Source organism: Brenneria rubrifaciens (genome assembly GCF_005484945.1).
GTDB lineage: Bacteria > Pseudomonadota > Gammaproteobacteria > Enterobacterales > Enterobacteriaceae > Brenneria > Brenneria rubrifaciens.
On the sequence record NZ_CP034035.1, the window covers coordinates 502085 to 527619 of the forward strand.

A 25535-nucleotide genomic window follows, 5' to 3' on the forward strand; every position below is an offset into this window, starting at 1 on the left:
GGATTTAATATGGCAAAAGAATTCAGCCGCACTCAGCGTGTCGCGCAGGAAATGCAAAAAGAAATCGCCATTATTATTCAACGTGAAGTGAAAGATCCGCGGATTGGTATGGCGACCGTTTCCGGCGTTGAGGTTTCCCGCGATCTGGCTTACGCAAAAGTTTTCGTGACATTCCTAAATGATAATGAGCCGGAGCAGGTGAAGACGGCAGTTAAAGCGTTGCAAGATGCGTCTGGTTTTATCCGCGTGCTATTAGGCAAAGCGATGCGTTTGCGTGTGGTGCCGGAATTGACGTTTGCTTATGACAACTCCCTGGTCGAAGGGATGAGAATGTCCAATCTGGTCACCAACGCTGTCAGGAATGATGTAGAGCGTCGTTCTGCCGCGGGCGAAGATCGGGAGGATTAATGAGCCGTCCTCGCCGCCGTGGCCGTGATGTACACGGCGTTTTATTGTTGGATAAGTCTCAAGGCATGTCGTCTAATGACGTTTTACAGAAAGTAAAGCGGATTTTTAACGCCAATAAAGCGGGTCATACCGGCGCGTTGGACCCGTTGGCGACCGGTATGCTGCCGATCTGCCTCGGCGAAGCAACCAAGTTCTCTCAGTATTTGCTGGATTCAGACAAGCGGTATCGCGTGATTGCCAGGCTCGGACAGCGGACAGACACATCGGATGCCGATGGGAATGTCATAGAAACGCGCCCGGTGAACTTTTCACAGACTGAGCTGGAACAGGCAATTACAGGCTTCCGCGGGACCACCCAGCAAGTTCCTTCTATGTATTCGGCGTTAAAGTACCAGGGACGCCCGCTATACGAATATGCGCGTCAAGGATTGGTTGTTCCGCGGCAAGCGCGTGAAATTACCGTCTATGAACTACGATTTATCCGTTATGAAGTTGATGAGCTGGAACTGGAAATTCACTGTTCTAAAGGGACTTATATTCGCACCATTGTTGATGATTTGGGTGAGAAATTAGGTTGTGGCGCACATGTGATTTATCTGCGCCGTCTACAGGTTTCAACCTATCCTACTGAAAAGATGGTGACGCTCGATCAGTTGAACGAACTATTGGCGCAGTCACAGATTGATGAGCAAGCGCCTGCGTTAAGTCTTGATCCACTTCTGATGCCGATGGACAGCCCGGTAATGGGTTTCCCCGAAGTCAATTTGAATCCCGTGGTTGCCGGTTACCTGAAACTGGGACAGGCGGTTAATACACCGGGCATTTCTTTGAATGGCATGGTGCGTATTACCGAAGGTGAAGGGCATAAATTTATCGGTATGGGTGAAATTGACGACGACGGACGTGTTGCGCCGCGTCGTTTAGTCGTTGAGTTTCAGGACTAAGCCGTCCTGTCTGTTGTCACCTTGCTATCGCAAGATGCTAAGAGTAGAATAACGCGGCTTGACTATTGGGTGGCTGAATTAGAGATCGGCGCCTGTTTTTTTTATCTATAATGTTTGGAGTATTATCATGTCTCTAAGTGTTGAAGCTAAAGCTAAAATCGTAGCGGAATTCGGTCGTGGTACTAACGACAGTGGTTCTACCGAAGTTCAGGTCGCTTTGCTGACTGCGCAGATCAACCATCTGCAAGGTCATTTTGCCGAGCACAAGAAAGACCACCACAGCCGTCGTGGTCTGCTGCGTATGGTTTCTCAGCGTCGTAAGCTGCTGGACTATTTGAAGCGTAAAGATGTCGCGCGTTACACCAGCCTGATTGAACGTCTGGGTCTGCGTCGCTAATTCTTATGAGTTTCAGTAGGAAGGGGCCTCTTTTGGCCCCTTTCTTCTAGAATAGGAAGCGCTCGTAAAACAGAGTAATGTAATGTTGTTTTAATTATTGATCTTTCATTACAGAGGTTCGCGCGGCTAATGAGAGGCTTTATCTGCATGAGCAGGGTAAGGGTTGTCATTAGTCGTGAGGATGTAGTGTAAAGGTCGGGAGTTCACCGGCGTGTCTATCCAGAGTCAGAGTGACACGCCTCAGTTAAGGATATTATTTTGTTGAATCCGATCGTTCGTAAGTTCCAATATGGTCAGCATACCGTCACGTTAGAAACCGGTATGATGGCACGCCAGGCTACCGCGGCTGTGATGGTTAGCATGGATGATACTGCTGTATTTGTTACTGTTGTGGGTGCCAAACAAGCTAAACCAGGTCAGGGTTTTTTCCCTCTGACGGTCAACTATCAGGAGCGTACCTACGCTGCTGGGCGCTTCCCAGGCGGTTTCTTCCGTCGTGAAGGCCGTCCAAGCGAAGGTGAGACGCTGATTTCTCGTCTGATTGACCGCCCGATTCGCCCGCTGTTTCCAGAAGGCTTCCTGAATGAAGTTCAGGTTATTGCCACCGTAGTCTCCGTTAACCCGCAGGTTAACCCCGATATTGTTGCCATGATTGGTGCGTCTGCCGCGCTGAGCTTGTCTGGTATACCGTTCGGCGGTCCCATCGGCGCCGCTCGTGTTGGCTATTTGAATGACCAGTACGTACTGAACCCGACGATTGACGAGCTGAAACAGAGTCGCCTGGATCTGGTGGTTGCCGGTACGGAAGGCGCGGTGCTGATGGTGGAATCTGAAGCCGATCTGTTAAGTGAAGATCAAATGCTGGGCGCCGTGGTATTTGGTCACGAGCAGCAGCAGATTGTTATCGAAAACATCAATGCACTGGTTGCTGAAGCAGGAAAACCCAAGTGGGATTGGCACGCGCCGGAAGTGAATGCCGATTTGCACCAGCGCGTACAGGCGCTGTCTGAAACGCGTTTGGGTGACGCTTACCGCATCACTGAAAAACAAGAGCGTTATGCTCAGGTTGACCTCATCAAGGCCGAGGTGGAAGAGGCACTGCTGGCGGAAGACGAAACGCTGAATGCGGGCGAAATCCAGGAAGTGTTGGGCAACATTGAGAAGAACGTTGTGCGTAGCCGCGTATTGCGTGGTGAGCCGCGTATCGATGGTCGTGAAAAAGACATGATTCGTGGTCTTGACGTGCGCACCGGTGTATTACCGCGTACCCACGGTTCTGCATTGTTCACTCGTGGTGAAACTCAGGCACTGGTTACCGCAACGTTGGGAACCGAGCGTGATGCACAGTCGATCGATGAATTAACCGGCGAACGTACCGATCGCTTCCTGCTGCACTACAATTTCCCTCCGTACTCCGTGGGTGAAACCGGAATGGTAGGTTCGCCCAAGCGTCGTGAAATTGGTCATGGCCGCTTGGCAAAACGTGGCGTTCTGGCCGTTATGCCTAAAGCGAATGAATTTCCATATACCGTGCGCGTGGTGTCTGAAATCACGGAATCAAACGGTTCTTCCTCCATGGCGTCAGTCTGTGGTGCTTCACTGGCACTAATGGATGCGGGTGTGCCGATTAAAGCCGCTGTCGCGGGTATCGCGATGGGATTAGTAAAAGAAGGCGAAAATTTTGTGGTTCTGTCCGATATTCTGGGTGATGAAGATCACTTGGGCGATATGGATTTCAAAGTGGCCGGTAGCCGCGAAGGTATCACCGCATTGCAGATGGATATCAAAATCGAAGGCATTACCCGCGAAATCATGCAGGTTGCTTTGAATCAGGCCAAGGGTGCTCGTCTGCACATTTTGGGTGTGATGGAACAGGCTATCAGTACGCCACGCGGCGACATCTCTGAATTCGCACCGCGTATCCATACCATCAAGATCAGTACTGACAAAATCAAAGATGTCATCGGTAAGGGCGGGTCGGTTATTCGTGCGTTGACGGAAGAAACCGGTACGACCATTGAGATCGAAGATGACGGTACAGTGAAGATTGCTTCTACAGACGGTGAAAAAGCTAAACATGCTATTCGCCGTATTGAAGAGATTACCGCTGAAATCGAAGTGGGCCGTGTCTATCAGGGTAAAGTGACGCGTATTGTTGATTTCGGCGCTTTCTTTGCCATCGGTGGTGGTAAAGAAGGTTTAGTACACATTTCTCAGATTGCTGACAAGCGCGTTGAGAAAGTGACTGACTATCTGCAAATGGGTCAGGAAGTGCCGGTCAAGGTATTGGAAGTTGATCGCCAGGGCCGGGTTCGTTTGAGTATTAAAGAAGCAAATACTCAGCCTCAGGAAGCGGCGGTGCCGTCTTCTGAGGAAGAATAACTGTTATACAGTTGTCAGTTGCGGATCGTTTGCATTAACGATTTAGTGCTGCATGTATTATAAGGATAGGGATATCCTTATATTAAGCAGGCCGGGACAGGATGTTCATTCAATGTTCGTCTTCGGGAGTGGGAAATGAAGCCTTTCTTGCGCTGGTGTTATGTTGCAACAGCACTTATGCTGGCAGGATGCAGCAACACGGATTGGCGCAAAGATGCGGTATTGGCAATTCCGTTACAGCCAACTTTGCAGCAGGAAGTGATTCTGGCGCGTATGGAACAGATCCTTGCGAGCCGGGCATTGACCGATGATGAACGCGCACAGCTATTATATGAGCGCGGAGTGCTGTATGATAGCTTAGGGTTGCGGGCATTGGCGCGAAATGATTTTTCACAAGCGTTGACGATCCGCCCTGATATACCAGAGGTTTTTAACTATCTGGGGATTTACTTAACGCAGGCAGGCAATTTTGATGCTGCCTATGAGGCGTTTGATTCTGTACTAGAGCTTGATCCAACTTACAATTACGCGCGTTTAAACCGGGGCATCGCTTTGTATTATGGCGGTCGTTACTTGTTAGCGCAGGATGATCTGCTGGCGTTTTATCGAGACGATCCAAATGATCCTTTCCGTTCGTTATGGCTATACCTTGTGGAGCGAGAAATCGATCCAGAGACGGCCAGGGTAGCGTTGAAAAAACGTTATGACAGAGCACAGAAAGGGCCTTGGGGATGGAAAATTGTCGAATTCTACCTGGGCAGTATCAGTGAAAAAATACTGATGCAGCGACTACAGGAAGAAGCTACGGATAACACTTCGCTCGCTGAGCATCTCAGTGAAACTGACTTCTATTTAGGTAAGCATTACCTAAGTCTGGGGGACAAGAACACCGCCTTGGCGCTGTTCAAGCTGACGGTTGCTAACAATGTTCATAACTTTGTTGAGCACCGCTATGCATTGTTGGAATTGGCGCTTTTAGGCCAAGAGCAAGACGACCTATCAGGATCGGACCAGCAATAGCTGACGAACAACGATATCAGCCCTAACACTATGGTTATCACCTTTGCGGGTGAGGGCTTTCTTGTTCGCTTATTAATCCAATTTGAGCCGGTTCACACTTTTCAATGAAAATGACTGAAAATTTTCTCGACGAGTTATGTAGACTGGCCGCCATATACAATGAGGCACGTGTACATGACTGATTTATCAACTTCTTTTGCTAATTTGGGGCTGTCTGCTCCGATTATTAATGCCCTGACCGATCTGGGCTACGAAAAACCATCGCCGATTCAGGCTGAATGTATTCCCCATCTGCTGAGCGGTCGCGATGTGCTGGGCATGGCGCAGACCGGCAGCGGTAAGACTGCGGCTTTTGCTCTGCCATTACTTAATAATTTAAAACCTGAGTTAAAAGCGCCGCAGATGCTGGTGCTGGCCCCGACACGCGAACTGGCGGTTCAGGTGGCTGAAGCCTGTAATGATTTTGCCAAGCATATGCATGGTGTCAATGTGGTTGCTCTGTATGGCGGCCAGCGTTACGACGTGCAACTGCGCGCCTTGCGCGGCGGAGCACAGATCGTTGTCGGTACGCCGGGGCGTCTGCTGGATCACCTGAAGCGCGGTACGCTGGATCTGTCTAACCTGAGTGGTCTGGTACTGGATGAAGCCGATGAAATGTTGCGTATGGGCTTTATTGAAGATGTAGAGAATATCATGGCGCAGATCCCGGCTCAGCATCAGACCGCGCTGTTCTCTGCAACCATGCCGGAAGCGATTCGTCGTATTACCCGTCGTTTCATGAAAGATCCTCAGGAAGTTCGCATTCAGTCAAGCGTGACGACGCGCCCCGATATCAGCCAGAGCTACTGGACCGCACAAGGCGTTCGTAAAAATGAAGCGCTGGTTCGTTTTCTGGAAGCGGAAGATTTTGATGCGGCGATTATTTTCGTGCGTACCAAAAATGCAACGCTGGAAGTGGCAGAGGCGCTAGAACGCAGCGGTTATAGTAGCGCGGCCTTGAATGGCGACATGAACCAGGCACTGCGTGAACAGACGCTGGAGCGTCTGAAAGACGGCCGTCTGGATATTCTGATCGCCACCGACGTTGCCGCCCGTGGTCTGGACGTTGAGCGTATCAGCCTGGTGGTAAACTACGATATCCCGATGGATTCTGAATCCTACGTTCACCGTATCGGTCGTACTGGCCGTGCCGGTCGTGCCGGCCGTGCATTACTGTTTGTGGAAAACCGTGAGCGTCGCCTGCTGCGTAACATTGAACGCACCATGAAATTGACGATTCCCGAAGTGGAATTGCCAAATGCGGAACTGCTGGGGCAACGCCGTCTGGCCAAGTTTGCCGCTAAAGTACAGCAACAGCTGGAAAGCAGCGATCTGGATATGTATCGTGCACTACTGGCAAAACTGCAACCTCAGGAAGAGCTTGATATTGAAACGTTGGCCGCGGCGTTGTTGAAGATGGCGCAAGGTGAGCGTCCTTTGATTCTGCCGCCTGACCCGGTATTTGATCGTCGTCCGCGTCGTGAATTCCGCGATCGTGATGATGCGGGTCGTGGTGATCGTCGCCGTGAGCCACGTGACAGCCGTGACGGAGAGCGTCCAGCACGTCGTGAGCGCCGTGATGTGGGTGACATGGAGCTGTATCGTATTGAAGTGGGCCGTGATGATGGTGTCGAAGTTCGCCATATTGTGGGGGCGATTGCCAATGAAGGCGACATCAGCAGCCGCTATATCGGCAATATTAAACTGTTTGCTTCTCACTCGACCATCGAACTGCCAAAAGGCATGCCGGGTGATTTGTTATCACACTTTACTCGTACTCGTATTCTGAACAAGCCGATGAATATGCAGTTACTTGGCGATGCTCAGCCGCATGAACGTCGTGAGGGCGGCGAGCGTCGTGGTGGTCGTCCTGCGGGTCGTGACAGTGGCCCGCGCCGTTCTTTCAACCGTGATGCGGCGCCGCGTGCTCCACGTCGTCGTCCTGTGGACGCTTAATACGGTTAGGCCAGAAAATAAAGCGTAGCTATTTCATAGCCTGATTTTTTCCGATGTGAAAACGACCCTTTCGAGGGTCGTTTGAGGTTGATGACAAAGTGCGTCGAGCGGTGAGAATGGGTAGATCGTAAAGACGCTGCAAGTACGTCCCTGTAAGCTCGGGCCGCACCATCCCTGGCGCGGGCGCTTTACTCTTCTATCCCATTCTCACCGTTCTGGTTCCGTGATAGGTTTATCAACAGTCTGAAACGACCCTTTCGAGGGTCGTTTTTTTTTGAAGAAGCAAAATAAAACAGTCTAATTCAACCGAATTAAGTTTCGCTTAATGATTTTGTTTTTTAATGGCTACTCATCGTTATGCAAACAATAGCTTTGTATGCCCAAGTTATTAAAAAACAGACGCTATCAGAAAAGGCTGCATTCAGCATTTTTTGAAAAGACTAAATTAAAATAACGCACGCTGGATTTAAGTAAATGTCAAATTTTTTAAAGAAAATAAAGCCCGACTGGAAAGGGGCGGGATGGTTGTTACTATTTTTCTGGTTTTTTTCCTGCTCATTGCAGCTATTAATTTTATTATCCGGTCATAACGGTACGAACGGATTACGCGACGCATTGCTTTATAGCTTATTTTGGCTTATTCCCGTTTTATTGTTCCCTGATAGAACCCGTACAATTGCCGGTGTCATAGGCGTTATACTGTGGGCTTCATCAGCAACGGCGCTGAGCTACTATTCCATTTATAAACAGGAATTTTCTCAAAGCGTTCTGTTCGTGATGTTTGAGTCGAACTCAGCGGAAGCAAGTGAATATTTAAGCCAGTATTTTAGTTTGAAAGCAGTGGGAATATTGCTTGCTTATACGTTAGTGGCATTTCTGCTATGGAAAAAATTGCGTCCTGTCAATTTGGTGACGAAATATAAAGCGGTTGTATCGCTGTTAATCTTAACTGTTCTTTTTGGCGTACCCATCTATAAAAAGATGATCGTCGGCAAGCAGTCATCGGAAGATACTCTTGGATATCTGGCCGGTCGCATGGCGACGACGGCGCCCTGGCAGTTTCTGAGCAGCTATCTTGAATATCGCCAACAACTGACCAGCATGAAAGCCATGTTGCAGCAAAATGCTGCGTTGCCGCCGCTTGCCAATCTAAAAGATGCGAATGGCGATACGCCTCGCACGCTGGTGCTGGTTATCGGTGAATCAACGACCCGCAGCCGTATGAGCTTGTATGGTTACTCACGCCAGACTACGCCACGTTTGGATGCGTTGAGAAAATCTGATCCGAATCTGGTGGTCTTCAACAATGTCGTGACGTCACGCCCTTATACGATTGAAATTCTGCAACAGGCGCTGACGTTTGCGGATGAACAAAATCCCAACCTGTATCTGACCAAGCCGTCATTGATGAATCTGATGAAGCAAGCAGGTTACAAAACTTTCTGGATCACCAATCAGCAGACGATGACTAAACGTAATACGATGCTGACGGTTTTTTCAAAACAGACGGATAAACAGTTTTATCTGAATAATCAGCGAACGCAAAGCGCAAGGCAATACGATGATGTTGTTTTACCGCCGTTTGAGGAGGTCATGGCCGATCCTGCGCCGAAAAAATTCATTGTCGTCCATTTATTGGGGACGCATATGAACTATAAATATCGTTATCCCGAGGCGTTCAACAAATTTAATGACAAAGTGGGTTTGCCACCGGAATTAAACGATCGGGAAGTTGATGTTTATAACCACTACGATAATGCGGAATTATATAACGACTATATTGTAGAAAACCTGATTAAGATGTTCGCGAAAAATAAACCGAATGGCTTTCTGCTCTATTTCTCCGATCATGGTGAGGATGTTTATGAAACGCCGCCGCATGCTGTTCTGGGGCGTAATGAAGCCGCGCCAACCCGGGCAATGTACACCGTTCCCTTTATCGTCTGGATATCGCCCGAATGGCAGAAAAACCACTCGCTCAATTTTGCGTCTTATGTGGATCGCAAGTACAGCAGCGCATACCTGATTCATACCTGGTCTGATTTGGCGGGTCTGAGTTATGATTTTTATAAGCCCTCCAAGAGTCTGGTAAACCCGAATTTCAAAGAGACAGAACGCTGGATTGGCAATCCTTACGATAAAAAAGGGCTGAGAACGTTTGATAGCCTGCCGGCAACGGCAGTCGGCGCCAAATCATAGTGGCGGTGTAAGGATGCGGAAAAAGGCATCCTTTGCTTTTACCTAACTCCCCATATCTTGCTGTACGCTCATGGCGATCTCAAATGAACGCAAGCGTGCCTGGTGATCAAATATCTGGCCGTTGATCATCACTTCATCCACCTGAGTTTCACGTAGCAAACGCTGCAAGCCATGTCTGACCTTTTCCCGATCGCCTACGATCGACAGTTGCAAAGCCCGCTCTACGCCAAATTGCTCTGCGGTTGACCAGAGAGAGTCCATATTCTCCACCGGTGCGGGAAGTGGTCCTGGCGCACCGCGGCGCAGGTTTACAAACTGCTGTTGCATTGAGGTAAAGAGGAAACGGGCGTCACGTTCGCTGTCGGCGGCGACCACGTTGACGCACACCATCGCATAAGATTTAGGGTGTGCGGCGGAGGGCTTAAACGCTTCGCGATAAATGTTTAACGCCTGGAGTAACATCTCTGGAGCAAAATGAGCGGCGAATGCAAAAGGCAACCCCAATGCGGCGGCCAACTGAGCGCTATATAAACTGGAACCCAACAGCCAGATAGGAACTTGTAGCCCCTGACCGGGCACCGCCTGGACGGTCTGGCCGGGTTGGACATCCGCAAAATAGCGCTGTAATTCCTGTACGTCCCGCGGGAAATCATCAATATCAGCATTCAGATGACGCCGCAGCGCCATCATGGTTCGCTGATCGGTGCCTGGTGCCCGGCCTAATCCCAGATCGATACGGCCCGGATAGAGTGACTCCAGCGTCCCGAATTGCTCCGCAATGACCAGCGGCGCATGATTAGGCAACATTACGCCGCCTGAACCAATGCGAATATGCTGCGTGCCGGCGGCGAGATAGCCAATCAGCACCGAGGTTGCGGCGCTGGCGATGCCAGTCATATTATGGTGTTCCGCCAGCCAGTAGCGATGATAGCCCCAGTTTTCAGCATGCTGGACCAAATCCAGCGAGTGGTGGAAGGCGTGCCGTGGGCTGGCTCCTTGCGGAATGGGCGCAAGATCGAGGATGGAAAACTTAGCCGGACAATGGGATAGGGACATGACTCTGCTCACTTTGTCGTTGCGACTGGCAGAAATATCATGCCAGCCAATGATGAGAGTACCTACCAGTAATATGCTATTACGCACAATTACACAATTTTCAGGAAGAGGAAACGGGCGGAAAGAGGCATCTGCCCGTCTCAGCGAAAAGGGAAAACGCGCTATTGGATCAATTCCAGCCCGGCGACGCGTTTCCAGTAACCGTTGCAATCTGCCTGACTCGCCAGCTCCAGTGGGGATTTACCCTGCTCATTGGCGCGGAACTTGTCCAGCATGGATAGGGTATCCATACCGTCCGGCGAAAGCCGGACGATGTCCACCAATTCCCGCATGGAGGCCAGTTCATTACCCAGGTTATAACAATAGCCGCTTTGCGTTTGTATGCCGTTGAGCACGAAAACCGTCTGATTTTCCTGCGACAGCACTTTACGTCCCTGTGGATATTTAAGGCAGCAGGTTTGACATTCGTCTTTCGCCCGGTTTTCCGAACGAGCGGTAAAGCAACGGGCCGAGTAAGCCAACGGCAAGTGGCCGTAGCTCAGTACTTCAACTTCAAACTGATGGCGGAATCCCAGTTCGTCACACTGATAGAGCAGATTTTGCAACCAGTCGCGCGAAAGTTCGACCGGCATACACCAACGCATCATGCCCTGTTTATACAGCAAACGCAGCGTATAGGCGTTATAGCAATTCAGGGCATGCCCGGCGACGAAGGGCAGCAGGCGTTCCGCTGCCATGTTGACGGCGCCGAGATCGTTGGCTTCCAGCAGAAATTCCCCGTTTTCTACATAGCGTTTCAGCTCATTCAATTCAGAAGGCGCCTGAAGCAATGCCAATGTGGAGAGCACCACCTGTTTACCGCTGTCCGCAATTTGTCTGGCGAGTTCAAGCCAATCGTTGACCTTCATCAGTCGGCGTTTGCTGCACACGGTTTCACCGAGATAAATGATCTCGGCGCGGCTGTTGATTGCCGCCTGATAAAACGTTTCGATATCTTGTTTGGGCCAGTAGTAGAGGATGGGACCCAATGCGTATTTCATATTTTCTCCTGCTACTGCCATTGACGATGGTAGGCGCCCAGGGTGGTTTGTGTGCCTTCCGCTACTGAACCCAGCGCATCCATCCACGCTTGCGTCGGGCTGAATGTTTCAGGACTGGACAGACAGCGGTCGATCGCCTGTCGCCAGACGCGGGTGATCTGACTGACATAGGCGGGACTGCGCTGCCGCCCCTCTATTTTCACCGAGGCAATGTTGGCGGCCAGCAGTTCGGGCAATAGCGCCAGCGTATTCAGGCTGGTGGGTTCTTCGAGCGCGTGGTAGCGCTGACCGTCGACCAGATAACGTCCTTTGCATAAGGTGGGATAACCCGCGTTTTCATGATCCTGATAGCGATCGATCAACACATTATTCAACCGGGATTCCATACCCTGGGGGGTATCCTGCCAGCGGACAAAACGTGCCGGAGAACAGGCCCCCACGGTATTGGGCGATTCGCCTGTCAGGTAAGAAGAGAGGTAACACCGGCCTTCGGCCATGATGCACAGACTGCCGAACGCAAACACTTCCAACGGAACGGGCGTAGTTCGCGCCAGCTGTTTTACCTGATGGATTGAGAGCACGCGCGGTAACACCACGCGGGAAACAGCAAAATGGCGCTGGTAAAAACGAATCGCTTCCGTATTGGTGGCGGAAGCCTGTACGGAAACGTGGCGTTCAATATCGGGATAGCGTTCAGCGGCGTATTCCAGCATGGCTAAATCGGCGAGGATCAGCGCATCAGCACCGATTTGCGCGGCCATATCCACCGCATGCCGCCAGCGTTGGTAACCATCAGGATGGGCAAACGTATTGATGGCGATGTGAAGTTTACGGCGGTGGCGCTGTACATATTCACGCGCTTCCTGAAGTTTTTTGTCGGTAAAGTTGAGTCCGGCGAAATGACGTGCGTTGGTGTCATCTTTCAGTCCGATGTAGACCGCATCTGCGCCATTATCAATAGCGGCTTTCAGTGCCGGAAGATTACCGGCGGGGCAAAGCAGTTCCATACCCTATCCTTCATTAATCAAAGCATCGCAGAGAAAAACGATCCGATACGATCAATGATGTTTGCAGACTAATGAGATTTTTTATCAGTCGGTGAATGTTTTTAACGATAGAGAATATTAATTAACCCACTGTGCGGGGACTTTGATTTAAACCAGTTTATTGTGTTAATACAGGGCGCAATGTGAAATCTGTTGGGTATCTGTAGAGAACCGACTAAATTATTGACATAGACCGCTGCCGCTTTTAATGGATGTGGCAAAATACCTTCAGATTGTCTGAAGAGTCCGATTGCTTTAAGAGGAGTACGCCAGTGTTGAAAAAACTACGGGCGCAGATTGTGCGCCGAGGGCCGGGCTTGTTGGGTAAGCCGCTAAAGTTCACTCCTTTTTCTTTACAGCGCCAGGTTCTGGAACAGATGTTGCGCTGGCAGTTTCGTCAGGCGCTGGATGACGGCGATTTGGAATTTCTGGCGGGGCGCTGGTTAAAAATTGAAGTGCGCGATGTTGGTCTGCGATGGTTTATGACGTTGCGCGATAATCGTCTGGTGGTCAGCCAGCAAGAAACGCCGGATGTCAGCTTCAGCGCGGATGCCAACGATCTCATTTTGATCGCGGCGCGTAAGGAAGATCCCGATACGCTGTTTTTCCAGCGCCGTTTGCGTATCGAAGGGGATACCGAGCTTGGATTGTATGTGAAAAACCTGATGGACGCGATCGAACTGGAAAATCTGCCCGCCGCGCTGCGCATCGGGCTGATTCAACTGGCTGATTTTGTTGAGGCGGGATCGCATGAGGGCGTGGTGCAGACTAGCGATCGCGCGCCTGTCTCATGCTAGTTCGCGTTGAAATTCCGGTTGATGCCGCGGGTATTGACAGTCTCTTGCGCCGCGCTTTCCCGACGGGCGACGTGGCCGATTTGGTTCATGAGCTGCGTGAAGATGGGCAACTGACGCTGGGGATGGTTGCAACGGATGATGAAGGCGGCGTAGTGGGCTATGCCGCTTTCAGCCCGGTTCTGATTGGAGGAGAAGATCGGCAATGGGTGGGGCTTGCGCCGCTGGCGGTGGAAGAAAACCTGCGGCGGCAAGGGGTGGGTGAACAACTGGTGTACGCAGGATTGGATTCACTTAACGAGTTCGGCTATGCCGCCGTTGTGGTACTGGGCGATCCTGTTTACTACTCGCGTTTTGGTTTTGTGCCTGCCATTGAGCAGCAGCTCCGTTGCCGCTGGCCGGACAGTGAGAGCGCTTTCCAGGTTTATCCGCTGGCGGATAATCATTTTGAAGGGGCGAGCGGGCTGGTGGAGTATGCCGCGCCTTTTGATCGTTTTCTCTAACGAAAACATTCGGATAAAGACTGAGGCTGATCTCGCACCAGCCTTTCTTTTTGACTTTTACTCAACTGTTTTACCTGATATTCAAGCTTTGAGGCGCTCGAACGGTTACCCGCCAGACACTGAAAGACCAGCGTCAGTTCGCCTTTTCCCCGCAACGCCTTTGCCCCCTTTCCCGCCTGATGCTGGGCCACACGCCGTGCCACATCCGTGGTGATACCGGTATAGAGCAGCCCTGTCGGCGTTCTCAGGATATAAAGATGCCAACAGGGTCCGGTGAGATTTTCATGCATGAATGGCATAGACAACCTGTGATGTAACAGTGAGTCTCGACTCCGATCATCGTGAGCCCGTAATCGCGCTGGCTTCATTCTACGGGGCTTACTCTGCGTATTGAAGCGCATACCTGTTTTTTAATCGCGCGCTCCCTGCCAGGTCCGGCCCGGACATGACGTTTGAAGAAGGCGCTACAGTATATTTGCGCCACTCTTTATACTGTCCCCCAGTATTTTTGACATAAGTTGGAGTCGGTATGTCACACACCATTAAAAGTAAAAAGAAACTGCTGGCGCGCGTTAGGCGTATCAAAGGTCAGATGGAATCTGTTGAAAAAGCCTTGGAAGAGGAAACCGCCTGCCTGAATATCCTCCAGCAGATTGCGGCCGTCCGTGGCGCGGTCAATGGCCTGATGACCGAAGTGCTGGAAGGGCATATTCGTGAACATCTGATGGATGAAAGCCATTCATCACAAGAGCGTAGCGACGATTTGGAAGAGATTGTTGCAGTTATTCGTTCTTATCTGAAGTAATCATATTTGTCTCCGTTCGTTATCGCCGGTTTGGGCTATGACGGGGCAGCAGAATAAAAGAAAGTGGATGTGCCGATGATATTGCCCGGATCACCTTTATGATTTTCTTAAATGTAATATACTGGGGGGGAGTATAACAAGGAGGGAATAACGGATGTCACTGATACAGATAAATGGTGCCCACCCCCACAGTCATGTTTTTGACGAGGGCAACCCGCTGGCGGAAAGGAACACTCGATACGCTACCCTGCTCACCGCTGTCATGATGGTGGTTGAAATTGCGGGAGGCTGGTATTTCAACTCTATGGCATTGCTGGCGGACGGCTGGCATATGAGTTCGCATGCGTTGGCGCTGGGGCTTTCTGCCGTGGCTTATGCGGCGGCCAGGCGGCTGGCGTCGGACCGCCGTTTTACGTTCGGCACCTGGAAGATTGAGATTCTGGGTGGGTTTACCAGCGCGATTCTACTGGGGATTGTCGCCTTTGTGATGATGTATGAATCAGTAGACCGGCTACTGAATCCGGCAGTAATTTACTACGATCAGGCCATTGCGATCGCCGCCGTTGGTTTACTGGTTAACCTGACTTGTGCCTGGTTGTTGCGTGATCACTCCGCCCACAATCATTCCCATCACCATGCTCATCATCATGATCATCCTACGTCGGCTTCCCATCAACATAGTGGGCATCAGGATTTGAATCTGCGCTCTGCCTACCTGCATGTGATTGCTGATGCGGCGACATCCGTTCTGGCTATTGTGGCATTGATCTGCGGTAAATTCTGGGGAGCCGCTTGGTTGGACCCGGTCATGGGCATGGCTGGGGCCATTATGGTTGCAGTGTGGGCGTATGGCCTGATTCGCCAGACCGGTAAAGTTTTGCTGGATGCGGAAATGGATGCGCCGGTGGTGCAGGAAATTCGGGAAGTCATTGACGCCAGTTCGATTCCTGCCGAATTAACGGACCTGCATGTGTGGCGGGTGGGAACGGCAAAGTATGCCTGTATTCTGAGTTTGACAACCGATCGGGTGGTTCCTCCCGATTACTACAAGCGGCAATTAGCCATCCATGAAGAACTTGTTCACATCACGGTTGAAATCAATATCGTCGCTAAGGCTAACATTTCTTTTCCCTGCTGATTTTTCTTCTCTCGCGTTATCCGTTTTACATCCCGCTCCCGGTGTTTACCGGGAGAAAACGCTATGATTAACGGGTACGATAGGGTGCGAAGTCTGGGTTACATGTGATTTAAATCACATGTAACCCCACGTTGTTACACTGCTTTTGACATCAAATGTGAATAAAGGCACAAAATGGCCTGATGTGGCGTGGTTTAATACGTGAGAGGTTCCCGGTGTTGAATCGCCACAGGGTGTAGAGGAAGGCTAGCTGCGGTGAGAGGGATTTCGGTTGTCGCTCCCGGTGATTTCCCCTGAGCGCTATCTTCAAGGAACCAAGTCCGCTCGCCAAATGTACTGATATTGAGAGCGTTCGGTTGATGTTTCCCTGACGAGTTGGAGTGTTGTATGACCACGTTAATTACCGCGGCGCAGCGTGCGCTGGGGCTGATGGATTTAACCACCCTTAATGATGACGATACGGACGAGAAAGCGATCGCGCTGTGTCATCAGGCCAATAGTCCGGCGGGGAATACCGCCGCCATCTGTATCTACCCGCGTTTCATTCCCCTGGCTCGCAAGGTGCTGCGCGAGCAGGGCACGCCAGCGATCCGTATTGCCACCGTCACCAATTTTCCTCATGGCAATAATGATATCGATATCGCGGTGGCGGAAACCCGGGCGGCGATTGCTTACGGGGCGGATGAAGTCGACGTGGTGTTTCCTTACCGTGCGTTGATGGCTGGCGATGCGCAATCCGGTTTTACGCTGGTCAAAGCCTGCAAAACGGAATGTCAGGCCGCCAATGTTGTGCTGAAGGTCATCATTGAAAGCGGTGAACTGGAGCGGCCGTCGTTGATTCGGCAGGCCAGCGAGATCGCTATTGACGCGGGGGCGGATTTTATTAAAACCTCCACCGGTAAAGTGCCGGTTAATGCCACGCCGCAGAGCGCGGAAATCATGCTGAAAGTGATTCGCGATAAAGGCGTGGGCGATCGGGTTGGCTTCAAGGCGGCGGGCGGCGTGCGAAATGTTGAGGAGGCCGCTATTTATCTGCAACTGGCGGATGACATCATGGGCGCGGGCTGGGCCACGGCGCAGCATTTCCGTTTTGGCGCATCCAGTTTGTTAGCCAGCCTGCTGACGGTGTTAGGCCATCAGACGGCAGGCCGGCAGAGCGGCTATTGAGCGCGCGACAGCGGAAGATCACCGCATGACGCTCTCATTGCATCTTCCCTTATTTCAGGAGTGCAAGCCTTGTTTCTGATTCAGGAAATTATTCGTAAAAAGCGTGACGGCAACCCGTTGAGTGCCGAAGAAATCCGCTTTTTCATTAACGGCGTGTGCGATAACACGGTGTCTGAAGGGCAAATTGCGGCGCTGGCCATGACCATCTATTTCCATGATATGTCGATGGAGGAGCGTGTGGCGCTGACGCTGGCGATGCGCGATTCCGGCACGGTACTCGACTGGAGAGGGTTTAACCTGAATGGCCCGCTGGTGGACAAACATTCGACCGGCGGCGTCGGGGATGTCACCTCGCTGATGCTAGGGCCGATGGTCGCCGCCTGTGGCGGCTATGTGCCGATGATTTCAGGCCGGGGGCTGGGACATACCGGCGGCACGCTCGATAAACTGGAGGCGATCCCCGGATTGAATGTCTTCCCTGATAACAATACCTTCCGGCAAATTATTCAGCGTGTCGGCGTGGCGATTATCGGACAGACCAGCTCTTTAGCCCCGGCGGATAAACGTTTTTATGCTACGCGGGACATTACCGCCACCGTGGATTCGATACCGCTGATCACCGCTTCCATTCTGGCGAAAAAGCTGGCCGAAGGGCTGGATGCGCTGGTGATGGACGTCAAGGTCGGCTCAGGCGCGTTGATGCCGACCTATGCGCTCTCCGAACAGTTGGCTCAGGCCATCGTCGGTGTCGCCAATAACGCGGGCTGCCGCACCAGCGCGTTGTTGACCGACATGAATCAGGTGTTGGCCTCCAGCGCCGGTAATGCGCTGGAAATACGCGAAGCGTTGCGCTTCCTGACCGGCGAGCACCGCAACCCGCGTTTATATGAAGTCACTATGGCGCTGTGCGAAGAAATGCTGTTGGCCGGCGGGCTGGCCGACTCCGCCGCGGACGCCCGAGCCCGGTTGCAGGCCGTACTGGATAACGGTGAAGCGGCCGAGGTCTTCGGGCGGATGGTCGCCGCTCAGCGCGGCCCGGCGGATTTTGTCGATCACTATGCGCGTTATTTGCCGGTTGCGCTGTTAAGCAAACCTGTGTTTGCCGATCGTGAAGGTATCGTCAGCGCGATGGATACCCGCGCGTTAGGCATGGCGGTGGTGTCATTGGGTGGAGGACGTCGGCAGGCCAGTGATACCATCGATTATAGCGTCGGGCTGGGTGAGATGGCCTGTCTGGGAGAGCGCGTCGATCATCAGCGACCGCTGGCGGTGATCCACGCCAATACGGAAGCGCAATGGCAACAGGCGGCGGAAGCCGTGCGCAGCGCCATCACGCTCGGCGATGTTGCCCTCGAAACGCCCCCGATGATTTATCGTCGGATGAGTGCTGAAGATTGATATTTCCAACGCCGGCAGACTAGGTTTGCAGCGCTTAACCGCGCAGGAGATGAATAATGAAACGTGCATATATTATGGTACTCGACTCATTTGGTATTGGTTGCAGTGCCGATGCGGAACGTTTTGGCGACGCAGGTTCGGATACGCTTGGCCATATTGCGCAAGCTTGTGCGGCAGGCAAAGCGGATCAAGGCCGTAAAGGGCCGTTGCATTTGCCTCACCTGAGCCGGTTAGGGTTGGGAAAAGCGGCGCAGGCCGCCACCGGTACTTTCCCGGCAGGGTTGGATGCGCAGGCCGACATTATTGGCGCTTACGCCCATGCCAGCGAAATTTCTTCGGGGAAAGACACGCCGTCGGGTCACTGGGAAATTGCCGGTGTGCCCGTGCTGTTCGACTGGGGATATTTCAAGGATGAAGAAAACAGCTTCCCTCAGGAACTACTGGATCTGCTGGTCGAGCGCGCCGGCTTAGCGGGTTATCTGGGCAACTGCCACGCGTCCGGCACGGTGATTCTGGATAAACTGGGTGAAGAGCATATGAAAACCGGCAAGCCGATTTTCTACACCTCCGCGGATTCCGTGTTCCAGATTGCCTGTCATGAAGAAACCTTCGGCCTGGAAAAACTGTACGCACTGTGTGAAATCACCCGTGACGCGCTGACTGACGGCGGTTATAACATCGGACGCGTGATCGCGCGCCCGTTCTTGGGCGAGCAGCCCGGCCGCTTTGAGCGTACCGGCAATCGCCGCGATCTGGCCGTCGAACCGCCCGCGCCGACCATGCTGAAAAAACTGGTGGATGAGAAGGGCGGCGAAGTGGTGTCGGTGGGGAAAATCGCCGATATTTATGCGCAGGCGGGGATTACCCGAAAAGTGAAGGCCACCGGTATCGATGCGCTGTTCGACGCCACGCTGAAAGAAATGGACAACGCGGGGGATAACACCATCGTGTTTACCAACTTTGTTGATTTCGACTCCGCGTACGGTCACCGCCGGGATGTGGCGGGCTACGCCGCCGCGCTGGAGCGGTTCGATCGTCGTCTGCCGGAGATGCTCTCGCGCGTGACGGGAGAGGATATTCTGATCCTGACCGCCGATCACGGTTGCGATCCCACCTGGCATGGCACCGAGCATACCCGCGAACAGGTGCCGGTGTTGATTTATGGACCGAAGGTGAAGCCGGGTTCGTATGGACACCGTGAAACGTTCGCGGATATCGGTCAGACGGTAGCGAAGTACTTTGGCCTGTCGCCGATGGATTATGGGACATCTATCCTGTAACCGCAGCGGTTTGAAATGACTTTTTATGTTGATGAATAAGGAAGAAGAGCATGGCAACGCCACATATTAATGCTGAAATGGGTGACTTCGCGGATGTCGTACTGATGCCGGGCGATCCGCTGCGCGCCAAATATATTGCGGAAACGTTTTTGGAAAATGCCCGCGAAGTGAACAATGTGCGCGGCATGTTGGGTTTCACCGGTACGTATAAAGGCCGCAAGATTTCGGTAATGGGCCACGGCATGGGCATTCCTTCCTGCTCGATCTATACCAAAGAGCTGATCACCGAGTTTGGCGTGAAAAAAATTATTCGCGTCGGCTCCTGCGGCGCGGTACGCAGCGATGTGAAACTGCGTGACGTGGTGATTGGCATGGGCGCCTGTACGGACTCCAAAGTGAACCGTATGCGTTTCAAAGGTCATGACTATGCCGCCATCGCCGACTTTAACATGGTGCGCAATGCGGTGGATGCGGCGCAAACGCGCGGCGTGCCGGTTCGCGTCGGCAATATTTTCTCTGCCGATCTGTTCTATACGCCGGACCCGCATATGTTCGACGTGATGGAAAAGTACGGCATTCTCGGCGTGGAAATGGAGGCGGCCGGTATTTATGGCGTGGCGGCCGAATTCGGCGCCAAAGCGCTGGCCATCTGTACCGTATCCGATCATATTCGTTCGGGCGAACAAACCACGTCCGTGGAACGTCAGACCACGTTCAATGAAATGATCGAAATCGCGCTGGAGTCCGTTCTGCTAGGCGATAGCGAGTAAATTACGGTCGGCGACGGATGATATTCAGGTTCTGCCAGGGGATAGGCTTTTCAGCCCTATCTCCGCTTCCGCTTTTTTCCGACGCTGGCGAACGGCGGGAGAGCAGAGATCTGCGACTTTTATCCCAGCGGCAGCGCCATGATAATGGCATCTTCACGGCCTGTGGCGCTGGGGTAGTAGTCGCGCCGCAACGATACCTCGTTAAAGCCCAGACTTTCGTATAGCGCGATGGCCCGGTGATTTGATGCGCGCACTTCCAGCCACAGCGTCAGAATACCGCGTTTTTCCATTTCCCGGATGACGTGTTCGAGCAGCTCCCGGCCAAGACCCTGACGCCGATAATCCGGGTGCACGGCGATGTTGAACAGTGTTGCTTCATCCAGCACCACTTGGGTAATGGCATAGGCGGCCATGCGCCCGTGGCGGCTCAGCTTCAGGTTGACGTAGCGTTCTCCCTGATTGCTGGCAAAGGTTTTTTCCGTCCACGGAAAGGCGTGACTGGCTTGTTCAATCAGCAAGGCTTGCGCCAGATCGGTGGGTGTCAGAGAAGATATCGTGTTCATGTTCGCAAATTTGTTGCCACAGCGACCGTTTGGCCGCGGCACTCTGAGAAAGCTCGGCCAAGGCCGGGCTGGTTAGCTGGACGCCTTCCAACGCAAGCGGCGTTTCCACACCCAAACGCCAGCTGTGGCAGCGGGTTTTTTCGGGGAGCATCACGGTTTGCTGCGGGGTCAGACGGTAGGTTTGCTCCGGCGTAAGCACCAAACTGCGTAAAATATCGTTCAGCAGCGGGGCGTCATCAGGCAGCGGCTCGGCGGACACGATAACCAGACGGACTTGTGCGGGCAGACTGACGGCGATTTCTCCCTGCAACGCAGCCGGGCGCTTCAGCGTCCACTGTGTAATACCCAGTTGTTGTAGCAGCCAGTCACGTCTTGATTCCATGCTTTATCCTGTCTGGATAGCGATTATGCCGCGCTATGCTAGCAAACCCATCGTACATGCGCCAACAAAGCTCTATAATCCCGGTTCAATTATTAAGGAGCCATAGTCTGATGTCCGTATTAACCCCAGCCAGTGAAGTCATACTGCGCCATAGCGACGAATTCGTCTCACGCCGGGTCTTGTTTGCCGGTGATTTACAAGACACTTTGCCAGCGCAGTTTGAAGCGTCTGATGTGCGTGTCCACGCCACGCAGTTTCATCACTGGCAGCAGTTAAACCGGTCATTGGGCGATCGCGTTCAGTATGGTTTGCTGGCGGATGCTGCGCTGGCGGCGGATTGCGATACCCTGATTTATTATTGGCCGAAGAGCAAACAGGAAGCGGAATTCCAACTGTTCAATCTGTTGTCGTTACTGCCTGTCAGCACTGAAATCTTTGTGGTGGGCGAGAACCGCAGCGGCGTGCGTAGCGCGGAAAACATGCTGGCCGATGTTGCCGCGCTGATGAAAATCGACAGCGCCCGCCGCTGCGGGCTTTATCACGGACGTATCGATAAACAGACTGCCTTCGATCTTGATGAATGGTGGGACGAGTATGTTTACGATGGCGTGACCGTAAAAACCCTGCCCGGCGTATTCAGCCGTGACGGACTGGACCCGGGCAGCCAACTGTTGTTGTCCACTTTTGAACCGCACATAAAAGGCAACGTGCTGGATATCGCTTGCGGCGCGGGCGTGCTGGCCGCGGCGCTGGCGAAGCAATCCCCGAAAATCCGTCTGACGCTGAGCGATGTCAGCGCCGGCGCCGTTGAATCCAGTAAAGCGACGATGGCCGCCAACCAATTGGAGGGCGAGGTCATCGCCAGCAACGTTTACTCGAACATTACCGGTCGTTTTGACATGATCGTATCCAATCCTCCGTTCCATGATGGTTTGCAAACCAGTCTGCAAGCGGTGGAACTGCTGATTCGAGGGGCGGTGGCGCATCTGCCGATTGGCGGGCAGTTGCGCATCGTCGCCAATGCGTTCCTGCCGTACCCGGCTTTGCTGGACGCGGCCTTTGGCAGCCATGAAGTTCTGGCGCAGACCGGGCGCTTCAAGGTATATCAGGCCACGGTCGGCCGTCCGCCGCGCACTGCCGCTAAAGGCCGCCATTAGTGTCTAAACGTTAATCGTTGCCATGCCTTCTTTGCCGTAGCGGTCGCCTGCCGCGGCATTGAAGGGAAAAATGGCTTCAATTTCCGCCAGATCGTCAGCCGTCAGGGTGACATCCAGCGCGGCGACATTCTCTTCCAGATAACGACGTCGCTTGGTTCCCGGAATAGGAACAATGTGCTTACCCTGCGCTAGAACCCAGGCCAGCGCCAACTGCGAGGGGGTGATGCTTTTTTGTGCGGCTAACTGATGAACTTTTTCGACCAGTTGCAGGTTTTTAGCAAAGTTCTCCCCCACGAAGCGTGGATTGCTGCGGCGGAAATCATCGGCGGCCAAATCGTCCGGGCTGCGGATGGCGCCGGTCAGAAAACCGCGGCCTAGCGGACTGTAAGGTACGAAACCCACGCCGAGACGTTCGCATGCGGGGAGAATGTCGGTTTCCACATCCCGCGTCCACAGCGAGTATTCACTCTGGAGGGCGGTGATCGGATGCACCCGGTGGGCGCGCTCCAGCGTGTCGGCGGACGCCTCACTTAATCCGATATAGCGGATTTTTCCTTCTTTAACCAAATCGGCCAACGTGCCGACCGTCTCTTCAATCGGCACAGTAGGATCGACACGATGTTGATAGTAGAGGTCAATCTCTTCTACGCCCAGCCGTTGCAGGCTGCCTTCAATCGCGCGGCGGATGTATTCCGGCTTACCGCAGACGCCACGTTCATCGAGATTGGCCGAATTACGTACGATGCCAAACTTGGTGGCAAGAAAGACCTGCCGGCGTTTGCCTTTGATGGCTTTACCGACCAGCAGTTCATTGGTGTGAGGGCCGTACATGTCGGCGGTGTCGAGCAGGGTGATGCCCAGTTCCAGCGCACGATGCAGCGTGGCGACGGACTCTTTTTCATCCTGCGCGGTAAAATAAAAGTCGCTCATGCCCATGCAACCCAGCCCAAGCGCGGAAACCGCCGGGCCATTAATACTTAATTGACGCTGTAACATTGTGTCGTCCTCATGTTGGTATGGCGAGTAACATGAGTTTGGTTGTTTATCGCTTAAAGATAAAGCCCCCAATTCATGCAACACTATTCAAAAAACAACAACAATGGAGACGTGATGGATCAAATTCAGGCGATGCGCGTTTTTGTCCGAATTGCGGAGCTGGGAAGCTTTAGCCGTGCGGCCGAAAGGCTGGCGCTACCGCGTGCCACGGTCAGTCATACCCTCAAACAGCTTGAGGCTCGTCTGGGCGTGCGCTTATTGCAGAGGACCACCCGCCAGGTGCAGATCACCACGGAAGGCCAGATTTATTATCAGCGTTGTACCCAGTTACTGTCGGAAATTGAAGAAACGGACCTGCTCTTCACGCAACATCGGCAGCAGCCGGTGGGCAATGTGCGGGTTGATATGCCTCACTCGCTGGCGCGTGGGGTGGTGATCCCTGCTTTGAGCGAGTTTTACCAGCGCTATCCGCAGATTACGCTGTCGCTGAGCGCCAACGATTCGGCAATTAACGTGCGGCGGGAAGGCGTGGATTGCGTACTGCGGGCCTGGCAGTCAGAGAGTGATTCGCTGGCGACCCGCCATTTACCTTCAATACCGCAGATAACCTGCGCCTCAGCCCGTTATCTGGCCGCGTCTGGTATCCCGCTGTCGTTGGACGATCTGCCTGCGCATCAGGCGGTGGGTTATTTTTCGCTACGCACCGGGCAGCGCTATCCACTGGAGTTTATGCATAGTGGGGAATGCATTACCTCTATGATACCCGGCAAGCTGGAGGTGAACGGCACCGATGCCTACGTGGCGGCCTGCCGCGCCGGGTTCGGGCTGATTCAGGCGCCGAGGTATGGCCTGCTGCGCTGGCTGGACAGCGGCGAACTGGTGGAAATATTGCCAGACACGCCGCCGCCGGATATGCCGTTATATGTGATGTACCCGCCCGGACGCTTCCTTGCGCCGCGGATCCAGGTATTCATTGAATGGCTGAATGAACTCTTTTCCCGCCATGCCGCGGCGAGGTGACGATTTTTGCAACAAACCCGGCATGCCAGAGGAAATAATCATTGACCTTAACGGTAAAACCTCTAGAATTCGCCCCCGTGGTGGCATCGCCAGGCGCGGTGTGACGGGCTTGCGAAGGTGGCGGAATTGGTAGACGCGCTAGCTTCAGGTGTTAGTGCCTTAACGGGCGTGAGGGTTCAAGTCCCTCTCTTCGCACCAAACTCACCACAGACATCATGGTTGCAAACCGCGGCCTGATGGCAGTAACGTTATCGTTGTATCAGTCGTATCGCAGAGCATCCACGCGAAGGTGGCGGAATTGGTAGACGCGCTAGCTTCAGGTGTTAGTGTCTTAACGGACGTGAGGGTTCAAGTCCCTCTCTTCGCACCACGTTGCGGCCCGGATTGGGCGGTGATACGCATTGCACGATGATAAAACAGGTTTCCCAGTGCGAAGGTGGCGGAATTGGTAGACGCGCTAGCTTCAGGTGTTAGTGCCTTAACGGGCGTGAGGGTTCAAGTCCCTCTCTTCGCACCACGCCTTTTCAGCCCCCGCTCTTTGCAGCCATTGAATCCCGCTTTGATAGTATTTCTTCCTCATACACGCTACTTAACCTAACCCAGCGTGACATTAAACATAACCGACAGCGCCGCCAGTCCGCTTGCCAGCACCACGCACGATGGCAGTAACAGATAGTGCCGCAGACGCTGATGAAGCAGCATGAATAACGTTGTCAACAGGGCGACGGCGATAATCACTTTGAGATGCGTCAGGTTAAGATCGAGCATTGTCAGAAGCGGCATGATGGCGCAAGGCAGTAACAGGCTCCAGACGCTGGACAGATGTTTCCCTATACACCAACTTACGCTCCACAAACCACATGCGGTAATCATCGCGGTCAGCATTTTTTTACCTGTCAATATGATAATGATAATTAATATCATATAAGAATTTATATTAGTTGCCAATTTTTTGGCGATGAAATGACGTCATGGCGGGGGCTTTCAAGCGGGTGACGGCTCCAATGAGGTGCGATATCTGTGGGAGCGAAGTGGGCAGAGTAAAAATATTTTATTTTATAACAGGAGGTTAGTG

General features: G+C 52.8%; 26 protein-coding genes and 3 tRNA genes. 21 read left to right on the forward strand and 8 right to left on the reverse strand.

The window, feature by feature from the left end; genetic code table 11:
• Positions 1 to 9 precede the first annotated feature (9 nt).
• The 8 genes from rbfA (at position 10) to EH207_RS02455 (ending at position 9345) form a co-directional block, all read left to right on the forward strand.
• Positions 10 to 408: a 30S ribosome-binding factor RbfA gene (gene rbfA / locus EH207_RS02420; protein WP_137712574.1), complete on the forward strand. Its 399-nt coding sequence runs from the start codon at positions 10 to 12 to the stop codon at positions 406 to 408.
• Positions 408 to 1352: a tRNA pseudouridine(55) synthase TruB gene (gene truB / locus EH207_RS02425; RefSeq protein WP_137712575.1), complete on the forward strand. Its 945-nt coding sequence runs from the start codon at positions 408 to 410 to the stop codon at positions 1350 to 1352. Before rbfA ends, truB begins: the two co-directional genes overlap by 1 nt.
• 127 nt (positions 1353 to 1479) lie before the next feature.
• Positions 1480 to 1749, forward strand: coding sequence for a 30S ribosomal protein S15 (gene rpsO / locus EH207_RS02430; RefSeq protein ID WP_009114440.1), 270 nt, complete (start codon positions 1480 to 1482; stop codon positions 1747 to 1749).
• 258 nt (positions 1750 to 2007) lie between these two features.
• Positions 2008 to 4131, forward strand: coding sequence for a polyribonucleotide nucleotidyltransferase (gene pnp / locus EH207_RS02435; RefSeq protein ID WP_137712576.1), 2124 nt, complete (start codon positions 2008 to 2010; stop codon positions 4129 to 4131).
• A 135-nt stretch (positions 4132 to 4266) separates the two neighbouring features.
• Positions 4267 to 5151 (forward strand): lipoprotein NlpI, encoded by an 885-nt coding sequence (gene nlpI, locus EH207_RS02440; RefSeq protein WP_137712577.1) that lies wholly within the window; start codon positions 4267 to 4269, stop codon positions 5149 to 5151.
• 110 nt (positions 5152 to 5261) lie between these two features.
• Positions 5262 to 5333: a protein YrbN gene (yrbN, locus tag EH207_RS18560; protein ID WP_377805042.1), complete on the forward strand. Its 72-nt coding sequence runs from the start codon at positions 5262 to 5264 to the stop codon at positions 5331 to 5333.
• The gene (locus EH207_RS02450) at positions 5326 to 7146 is read left to right on the forward strand and encodes a DEAD/DEAH family ATP-dependent RNA helicase (protein WP_137712578.1); all 1821 of its coding nucleotides are present in this window, start codon (positions 5326 to 5328) and stop codon (positions 7144 to 7146) included. Before yrbN ends, EH207_RS02450 begins: the two co-directional genes overlap by 8 nt.
• 474 nt (positions 7147 to 7620) lie before the next feature.
• Positions 7621 to 9345, forward strand: a complete 1725-nt coding sequence (locus EH207_RS02455) for a phosphoethanolamine transferase CptA (RefSeq protein WP_137712579.1) — start codon at positions 7621 to 7623, stop codon at positions 9343 to 9345.
• 42 nt (positions 9346 to 9387) lie between these two features.
• Here EH207_RS02455 and EH207_RS02460 read toward each other — a convergent pair whose 3' ends face one another.
• The 3 genes from EH207_RS02460 to ubiU form a co-directional block, all read right to left on the reverse strand.
• Complete coding sequence (locus tag EH207_RS02460) at positions 9388 to 10401, reverse strand: luciferase-like monooxygenase (RefSeq protein ID WP_137715234.1); 1014 nt, start codon at positions 10399 to 10401, stop codon at positions 9388 to 9390.
• 161 nt (positions 10402 to 10562) lie between these two features.
• Positions 10563 to 11441 (reverse strand): U32 family peptidase, encoded by an 879-nt coding sequence (locus EH207_RS02465; RefSeq protein ID WP_137712580.1) that lies wholly within the window; start codon positions 11439 to 11441, stop codon positions 10563 to 10565.
• Between the two features lie 11 nt (positions 11442 to 11452).
• Positions 11453 to 12448, reverse strand: a complete 996-nt coding sequence (ubiU, locus tag EH207_RS02470; protein WP_137712581.1) for a ubiquinone anaerobic biosynthesis protein UbiU — start codon at positions 12446 to 12448, stop codon at positions 11453 to 11455.
• A gap of 311 nt (positions 12449 to 12759) precedes the next feature.
• Here ubiU and ubiT point away from each other — a divergent pair, with 311 nt between their 5' ends.
• Both ubiT and EH207_RS02480 read left to right on the forward strand, forming a co-directional pair.
• Entirely contained in the window at positions 12760 to 13284 is a 525-nt protein-coding gene (gene ubiT / locus EH207_RS02475; RefSeq protein WP_137712582.1) for a ubiquinone anaerobic biosynthesis accessory factor UbiT, read from the forward strand.
• Entirely contained in the window at positions 13278 to 13784 is a 507-nt protein-coding gene (locus EH207_RS02480; protein WP_137712583.1) for a GNAT family N-acetyltransferase, read from the forward strand. The genes ubiT and EH207_RS02480 overlap by 7 nt, the downstream gene beginning before the upstream one ends.
• Here EH207_RS02480 and EH207_RS02485 read toward each other — a convergent pair.
• Positions 13781 to 14074, reverse strand: a complete 294-nt coding sequence (locus EH207_RS02485; protein ID WP_137715235.1) for a GIY-YIG nuclease family protein — start codon at positions 14072 to 14074, stop codon at positions 13781 to 13783. The genes EH207_RS02480 and EH207_RS02485 overlap by 4 nt on opposite strands.
• 239 nt (positions 14075 to 14313) lie before the next feature.
• Here EH207_RS02485 and EH207_RS02490 point away from each other — a divergent pair, with 239 nt between their 5' ends.
• From EH207_RS02490 to deoD, 6 genes are all read left to right on the forward strand, one after another.
• On the forward strand, positions 14314 to 14589 hold the full coding sequence (locus EH207_RS02490; RefSeq protein WP_137712584.1) for a metal/formaldehyde-sensitive transcriptional repressor: 276 nt from the start codon (positions 14314 to 14316) through the stop codon (positions 14587 to 14589).
• A 154-nt stretch (positions 14590 to 14743) separates the two neighbouring features.
• A complete protein-coding gene (gene dmeF / locus EH207_RS02495) occupies positions 14744 to 15727 on the forward strand; it encodes a CDF family Co(II)/Ni(II) efflux transporter DmeF (RefSeq protein WP_137712585.1) in 984 nt (327 codons plus the stop codon).
• Positions 15728 to 16114: 387 nt separating this feature from the next.
• Entirely contained in the window at positions 16115 to 16894 is a 780-nt protein-coding gene (deoC, locus tag EH207_RS02500) for a deoxyribose-phosphate aldolase (protein ID WP_137712586.1), read from the forward strand.
• A 69-nt stretch (positions 16895 to 16963) separates the two neighbouring features.
• Entirely contained in the window at positions 16964 to 18292 is a 1329-nt protein-coding gene (gene deoA / locus EH207_RS02505; RefSeq protein WP_137712587.1) for a thymidine phosphorylase, read from the forward strand.
• Between the two features lie 56 nt (positions 18293 to 18348).
• Positions 18349 to 19572 carry a phosphopentomutase gene (deoB, locus tag EH207_RS02510; protein WP_137712588.1) on the forward strand — a complete coding sequence of 408 codons (1224 nt, stop codon included), beginning with the start codon at positions 18349 to 18351 and terminating at the stop codon, positions 19570 to 19572.
• 50 nt (positions 19573 to 19622) lie between these two features.
• Complete coding sequence (deoD, locus tag EH207_RS02515) at positions 19623 to 20342, forward strand: purine-nucleoside phosphorylase (RefSeq protein WP_137712589.1); 720 nt, start codon at positions 19623 to 19625, stop codon at positions 20340 to 20342.
• A gap of 119 nt (positions 20343 to 20461) precedes the next feature.
• Here deoD and rimI read toward each other — a convergent pair whose 3' ends face one another.
• Both rimI and EH207_RS02525 read right to left on the reverse strand, forming a co-directional pair.
• Positions 20462 to 20905, reverse strand: a complete 444-nt coding sequence (gene rimI / locus EH207_RS02520; protein WP_137712590.1) for a ribosomal protein S18-alanine N-acetyltransferase — start codon at positions 20903 to 20905, stop codon at positions 20462 to 20464.
• Entirely contained in the window at positions 20850 to 21287 is a 438-nt protein-coding gene (locus EH207_RS02525; protein ID WP_137712591.1) for a DNA polymerase III subunit psi, read from the reverse strand. Before EH207_RS02525 ends, rimI begins: the two co-directional genes overlap by 56 nt.
• 110 nt (positions 21288 to 21397) lie before the next feature.
• Between EH207_RS02525 and rsmC the strand changes: the two genes are divergently transcribed.
• Positions 21398 to 22444: a 16S rRNA (guanine(1207)-N(2))-methyltransferase RsmC gene (gene rsmC / locus EH207_RS02530; protein ID WP_137712592.1), complete on the forward strand. Its 1047-nt coding sequence runs from the start codon at positions 21398 to 21400 to the stop codon at positions 22442 to 22444.
• 3 nt (positions 22445 to 22447) lie between these two features.
• On the opposite strand, the gene EH207_RS02535 is transcribed toward rsmC, so the two are convergent.
• Positions 22448 to 23440: an aldo/keto reductase gene (locus tag EH207_RS02535; protein WP_137712593.1), complete on the reverse strand. Its 993-nt coding sequence runs from the start codon at positions 23438 to 23440 to the stop codon at positions 22448 to 22450.
• Between the two features lie 114 nt (positions 23441 to 23554).
• On the opposite strand from EH207_RS02535, the gene EH207_RS02540 reads away from it, so the two are divergent.
• The 4 genes from EH207_RS02540 to EH207_RS02555 all read left to right on the forward strand — a co-directional run bounded on the left by EH207_RS02540 (position 23555) and on the right by EH207_RS02555 (position 24977).
• Positions 23555 to 24460, forward strand: coding sequence for a LysR family transcriptional regulator (locus EH207_RS02540; RefSeq protein WP_137712594.1), 906 nt, complete (start codon positions 23555 to 23557; stop codon positions 24458 to 24460).
• A gap of 111 nt (positions 24461 to 24571) precedes the next feature.
• A tRNA-Leu gene (locus EH207_RS02545) sits at positions 24572 to 24658 on the forward strand.
• A gap of 85 nt (positions 24659 to 24743) precedes the next feature.
• Positions 24744 to 24830 (forward strand) — tRNA-Leu (locus EH207_RS02550).
• 60 nt (positions 24831 to 24890) lie between these two features.
• A tRNA-Leu gene (locus EH207_RS02555) sits at positions 24891 to 24977 on the forward strand.
• Between the two features lie 77 nt (positions 24978 to 25054).
• Here EH207_RS02555 and EH207_RS02560 read toward each other — a convergent pair.
• Positions 25055 to 25345, reverse strand: coding sequence for a DUF1435 domain-containing protein (locus EH207_RS02560; protein ID WP_137712595.1), 291 nt, complete (start codon positions 25343 to 25345; stop codon positions 25055 to 25057).
• Between the last annotated feature and the right edge of the window lie 190 nt (positions 25346 to 25535).

What these genes read in the sequence shown, in the direction of transcription:
- rbfA (WP_137712574.1), top strand. Translation starts at nt 10, where the DNA reads ATGGCAAAAGAATTCAGCCGCACTCAGCGTGTCGCGCAGGAAATGCAA.
- truB (WP_137712575.1), top strand. Translation starts at nt 408, where the DNA reads ATGAGCCGTCCTCGCCGCCGTGGCCGTGATGTACACGGCGTTTTATTG.
- rpsO (WP_009114440.1), top strand. Translation starts at nt 1,480, where the DNA reads ATGTCTCTAAGTGTTGAAGCTAAAGCTAAAATCGTAGCGGAATTCGGT.
- nlpI (WP_137712577.1), top strand. Translation starts at nt 4,267, where the DNA reads ATGAAGCCTTTCTTGCGCTGGTGTTATGTTGCAACAGCACTTATGCTG.
- EH207_RS02450 (WP_137712578.1), top strand. Translation starts at nt 5,326, where the DNA reads ATGACTGATTTATCAACTTCTTTTGCTAATTTGGGGCTGTCTGCTCCG.
- EH207_RS02455 (WP_137712579.1), top strand. Translation starts at nt 7,621, where the DNA reads ATGTCAAATTTTTTAAAGAAAATAAAGCCCGACTGGAAAGGGGCGGGA.
- EH207_RS02460 (WP_137715234.1), bottom strand. Translation starts at nt 10,401, where the DNA reads ATGTCCCTATCCCATTGTCCGGCTAAGTTTTCCATCCTCGATCTTGCG.
- EH207_RS02465 (WP_137712580.1), bottom strand. Translation starts at nt 11,441, where the DNA reads ATGAAATACGCATTGGGTCCCATCCTCTACTACTGGCCCAAACAAGAT.
- ubiU (WP_137712581.1), bottom strand. Translation starts at nt 12,448, where the DNA reads ATGGAACTGCTTTGCCCCGCCGGTAATCTTCCGGCACTGAAAGCCGCT.
- EH207_RS02480 (WP_137712583.1), top strand. Translation starts at nt 13,278, where the DNA reads ATGCTAGTTCGCGTTGAAATTCCGGTTGATGCCGCGGGTATTGACAGT.
- EH207_RS02485 (WP_137715235.1), bottom strand. Translation starts at nt 14,074, where the DNA reads ATGCATGAAAATCTCACCGGACCCTGTTGGCATCTTTATATCCTGAGA.
- EH207_RS02490 (WP_137712584.1), top strand. Translation starts at nt 14,314, where the DNA reads ATGTCACACACCATTAAAAGTAAAAAGAAACTGCTGGCGCGCGTTAGG.
- dmeF (WP_137712585.1), top strand. Translation starts at nt 14,744, where the DNA reads ATGTCACTGATACAGATAAATGGTGCCCACCCCCACAGTCATGTTTTT.
- deoC (WP_137712586.1), top strand. Translation starts at nt 16,115, where the DNA reads ATGACCACGTTAATTACCGCGGCGCAGCGTGCGCTGGGGCTGATGGAT.
- deoB (WP_137712588.1), top strand. Translation starts at nt 18,349, where the DNA reads ATGAAACGTGCATATATTATGGTACTCGACTCATTTGGTATTGGTTGC.
- deoD (WP_137712589.1), top strand. Translation starts at nt 19,623, where the DNA reads ATGGCAACGCCACATATTAATGCTGAAATGGGTGACTTCGCGGATGTC.
- rimI (WP_137712590.1), bottom strand. Translation starts at nt 20,905, where the DNA reads ATGAACACGATATCTTCTCTGACACCCACCGATCTGGCGCAAGCCTTG.
- EH207_RS02525 (WP_137712591.1), bottom strand. Translation starts at nt 21,287, where the DNA reads ATGGAATCAAGACGTGACTGGCTGCTACAACAACTGGGTATTACACAG.
- rsmC (WP_137712592.1), top strand. Translation starts at nt 21,398, where the DNA reads ATGTCCGTATTAACCCCAGCCAGTGAAGTCATACTGCGCCATAGCGAC.
- EH207_RS02535 (WP_137712593.1), bottom strand. Translation starts at nt 23,440, where the DNA reads ATGTTACAGCGTCAATTAAGTATTAATGGCCCGGCGGTTTCCGCGCTT.
- EH207_RS02540 (WP_137712594.1), top strand. Translation starts at nt 23,555, where the DNA reads ATGGATCAAATTCAGGCGATGCGCGTTTTTGTCCGAATTGCGGAGCTG.
- EH207_RS02560 (WP_137712595.1), bottom strand. Translation starts at nt 25,345, where the DNA reads ATGCTGACCGCGATGATTACCGCATGTGGTTTGTGGAGCGTAAGTTGG.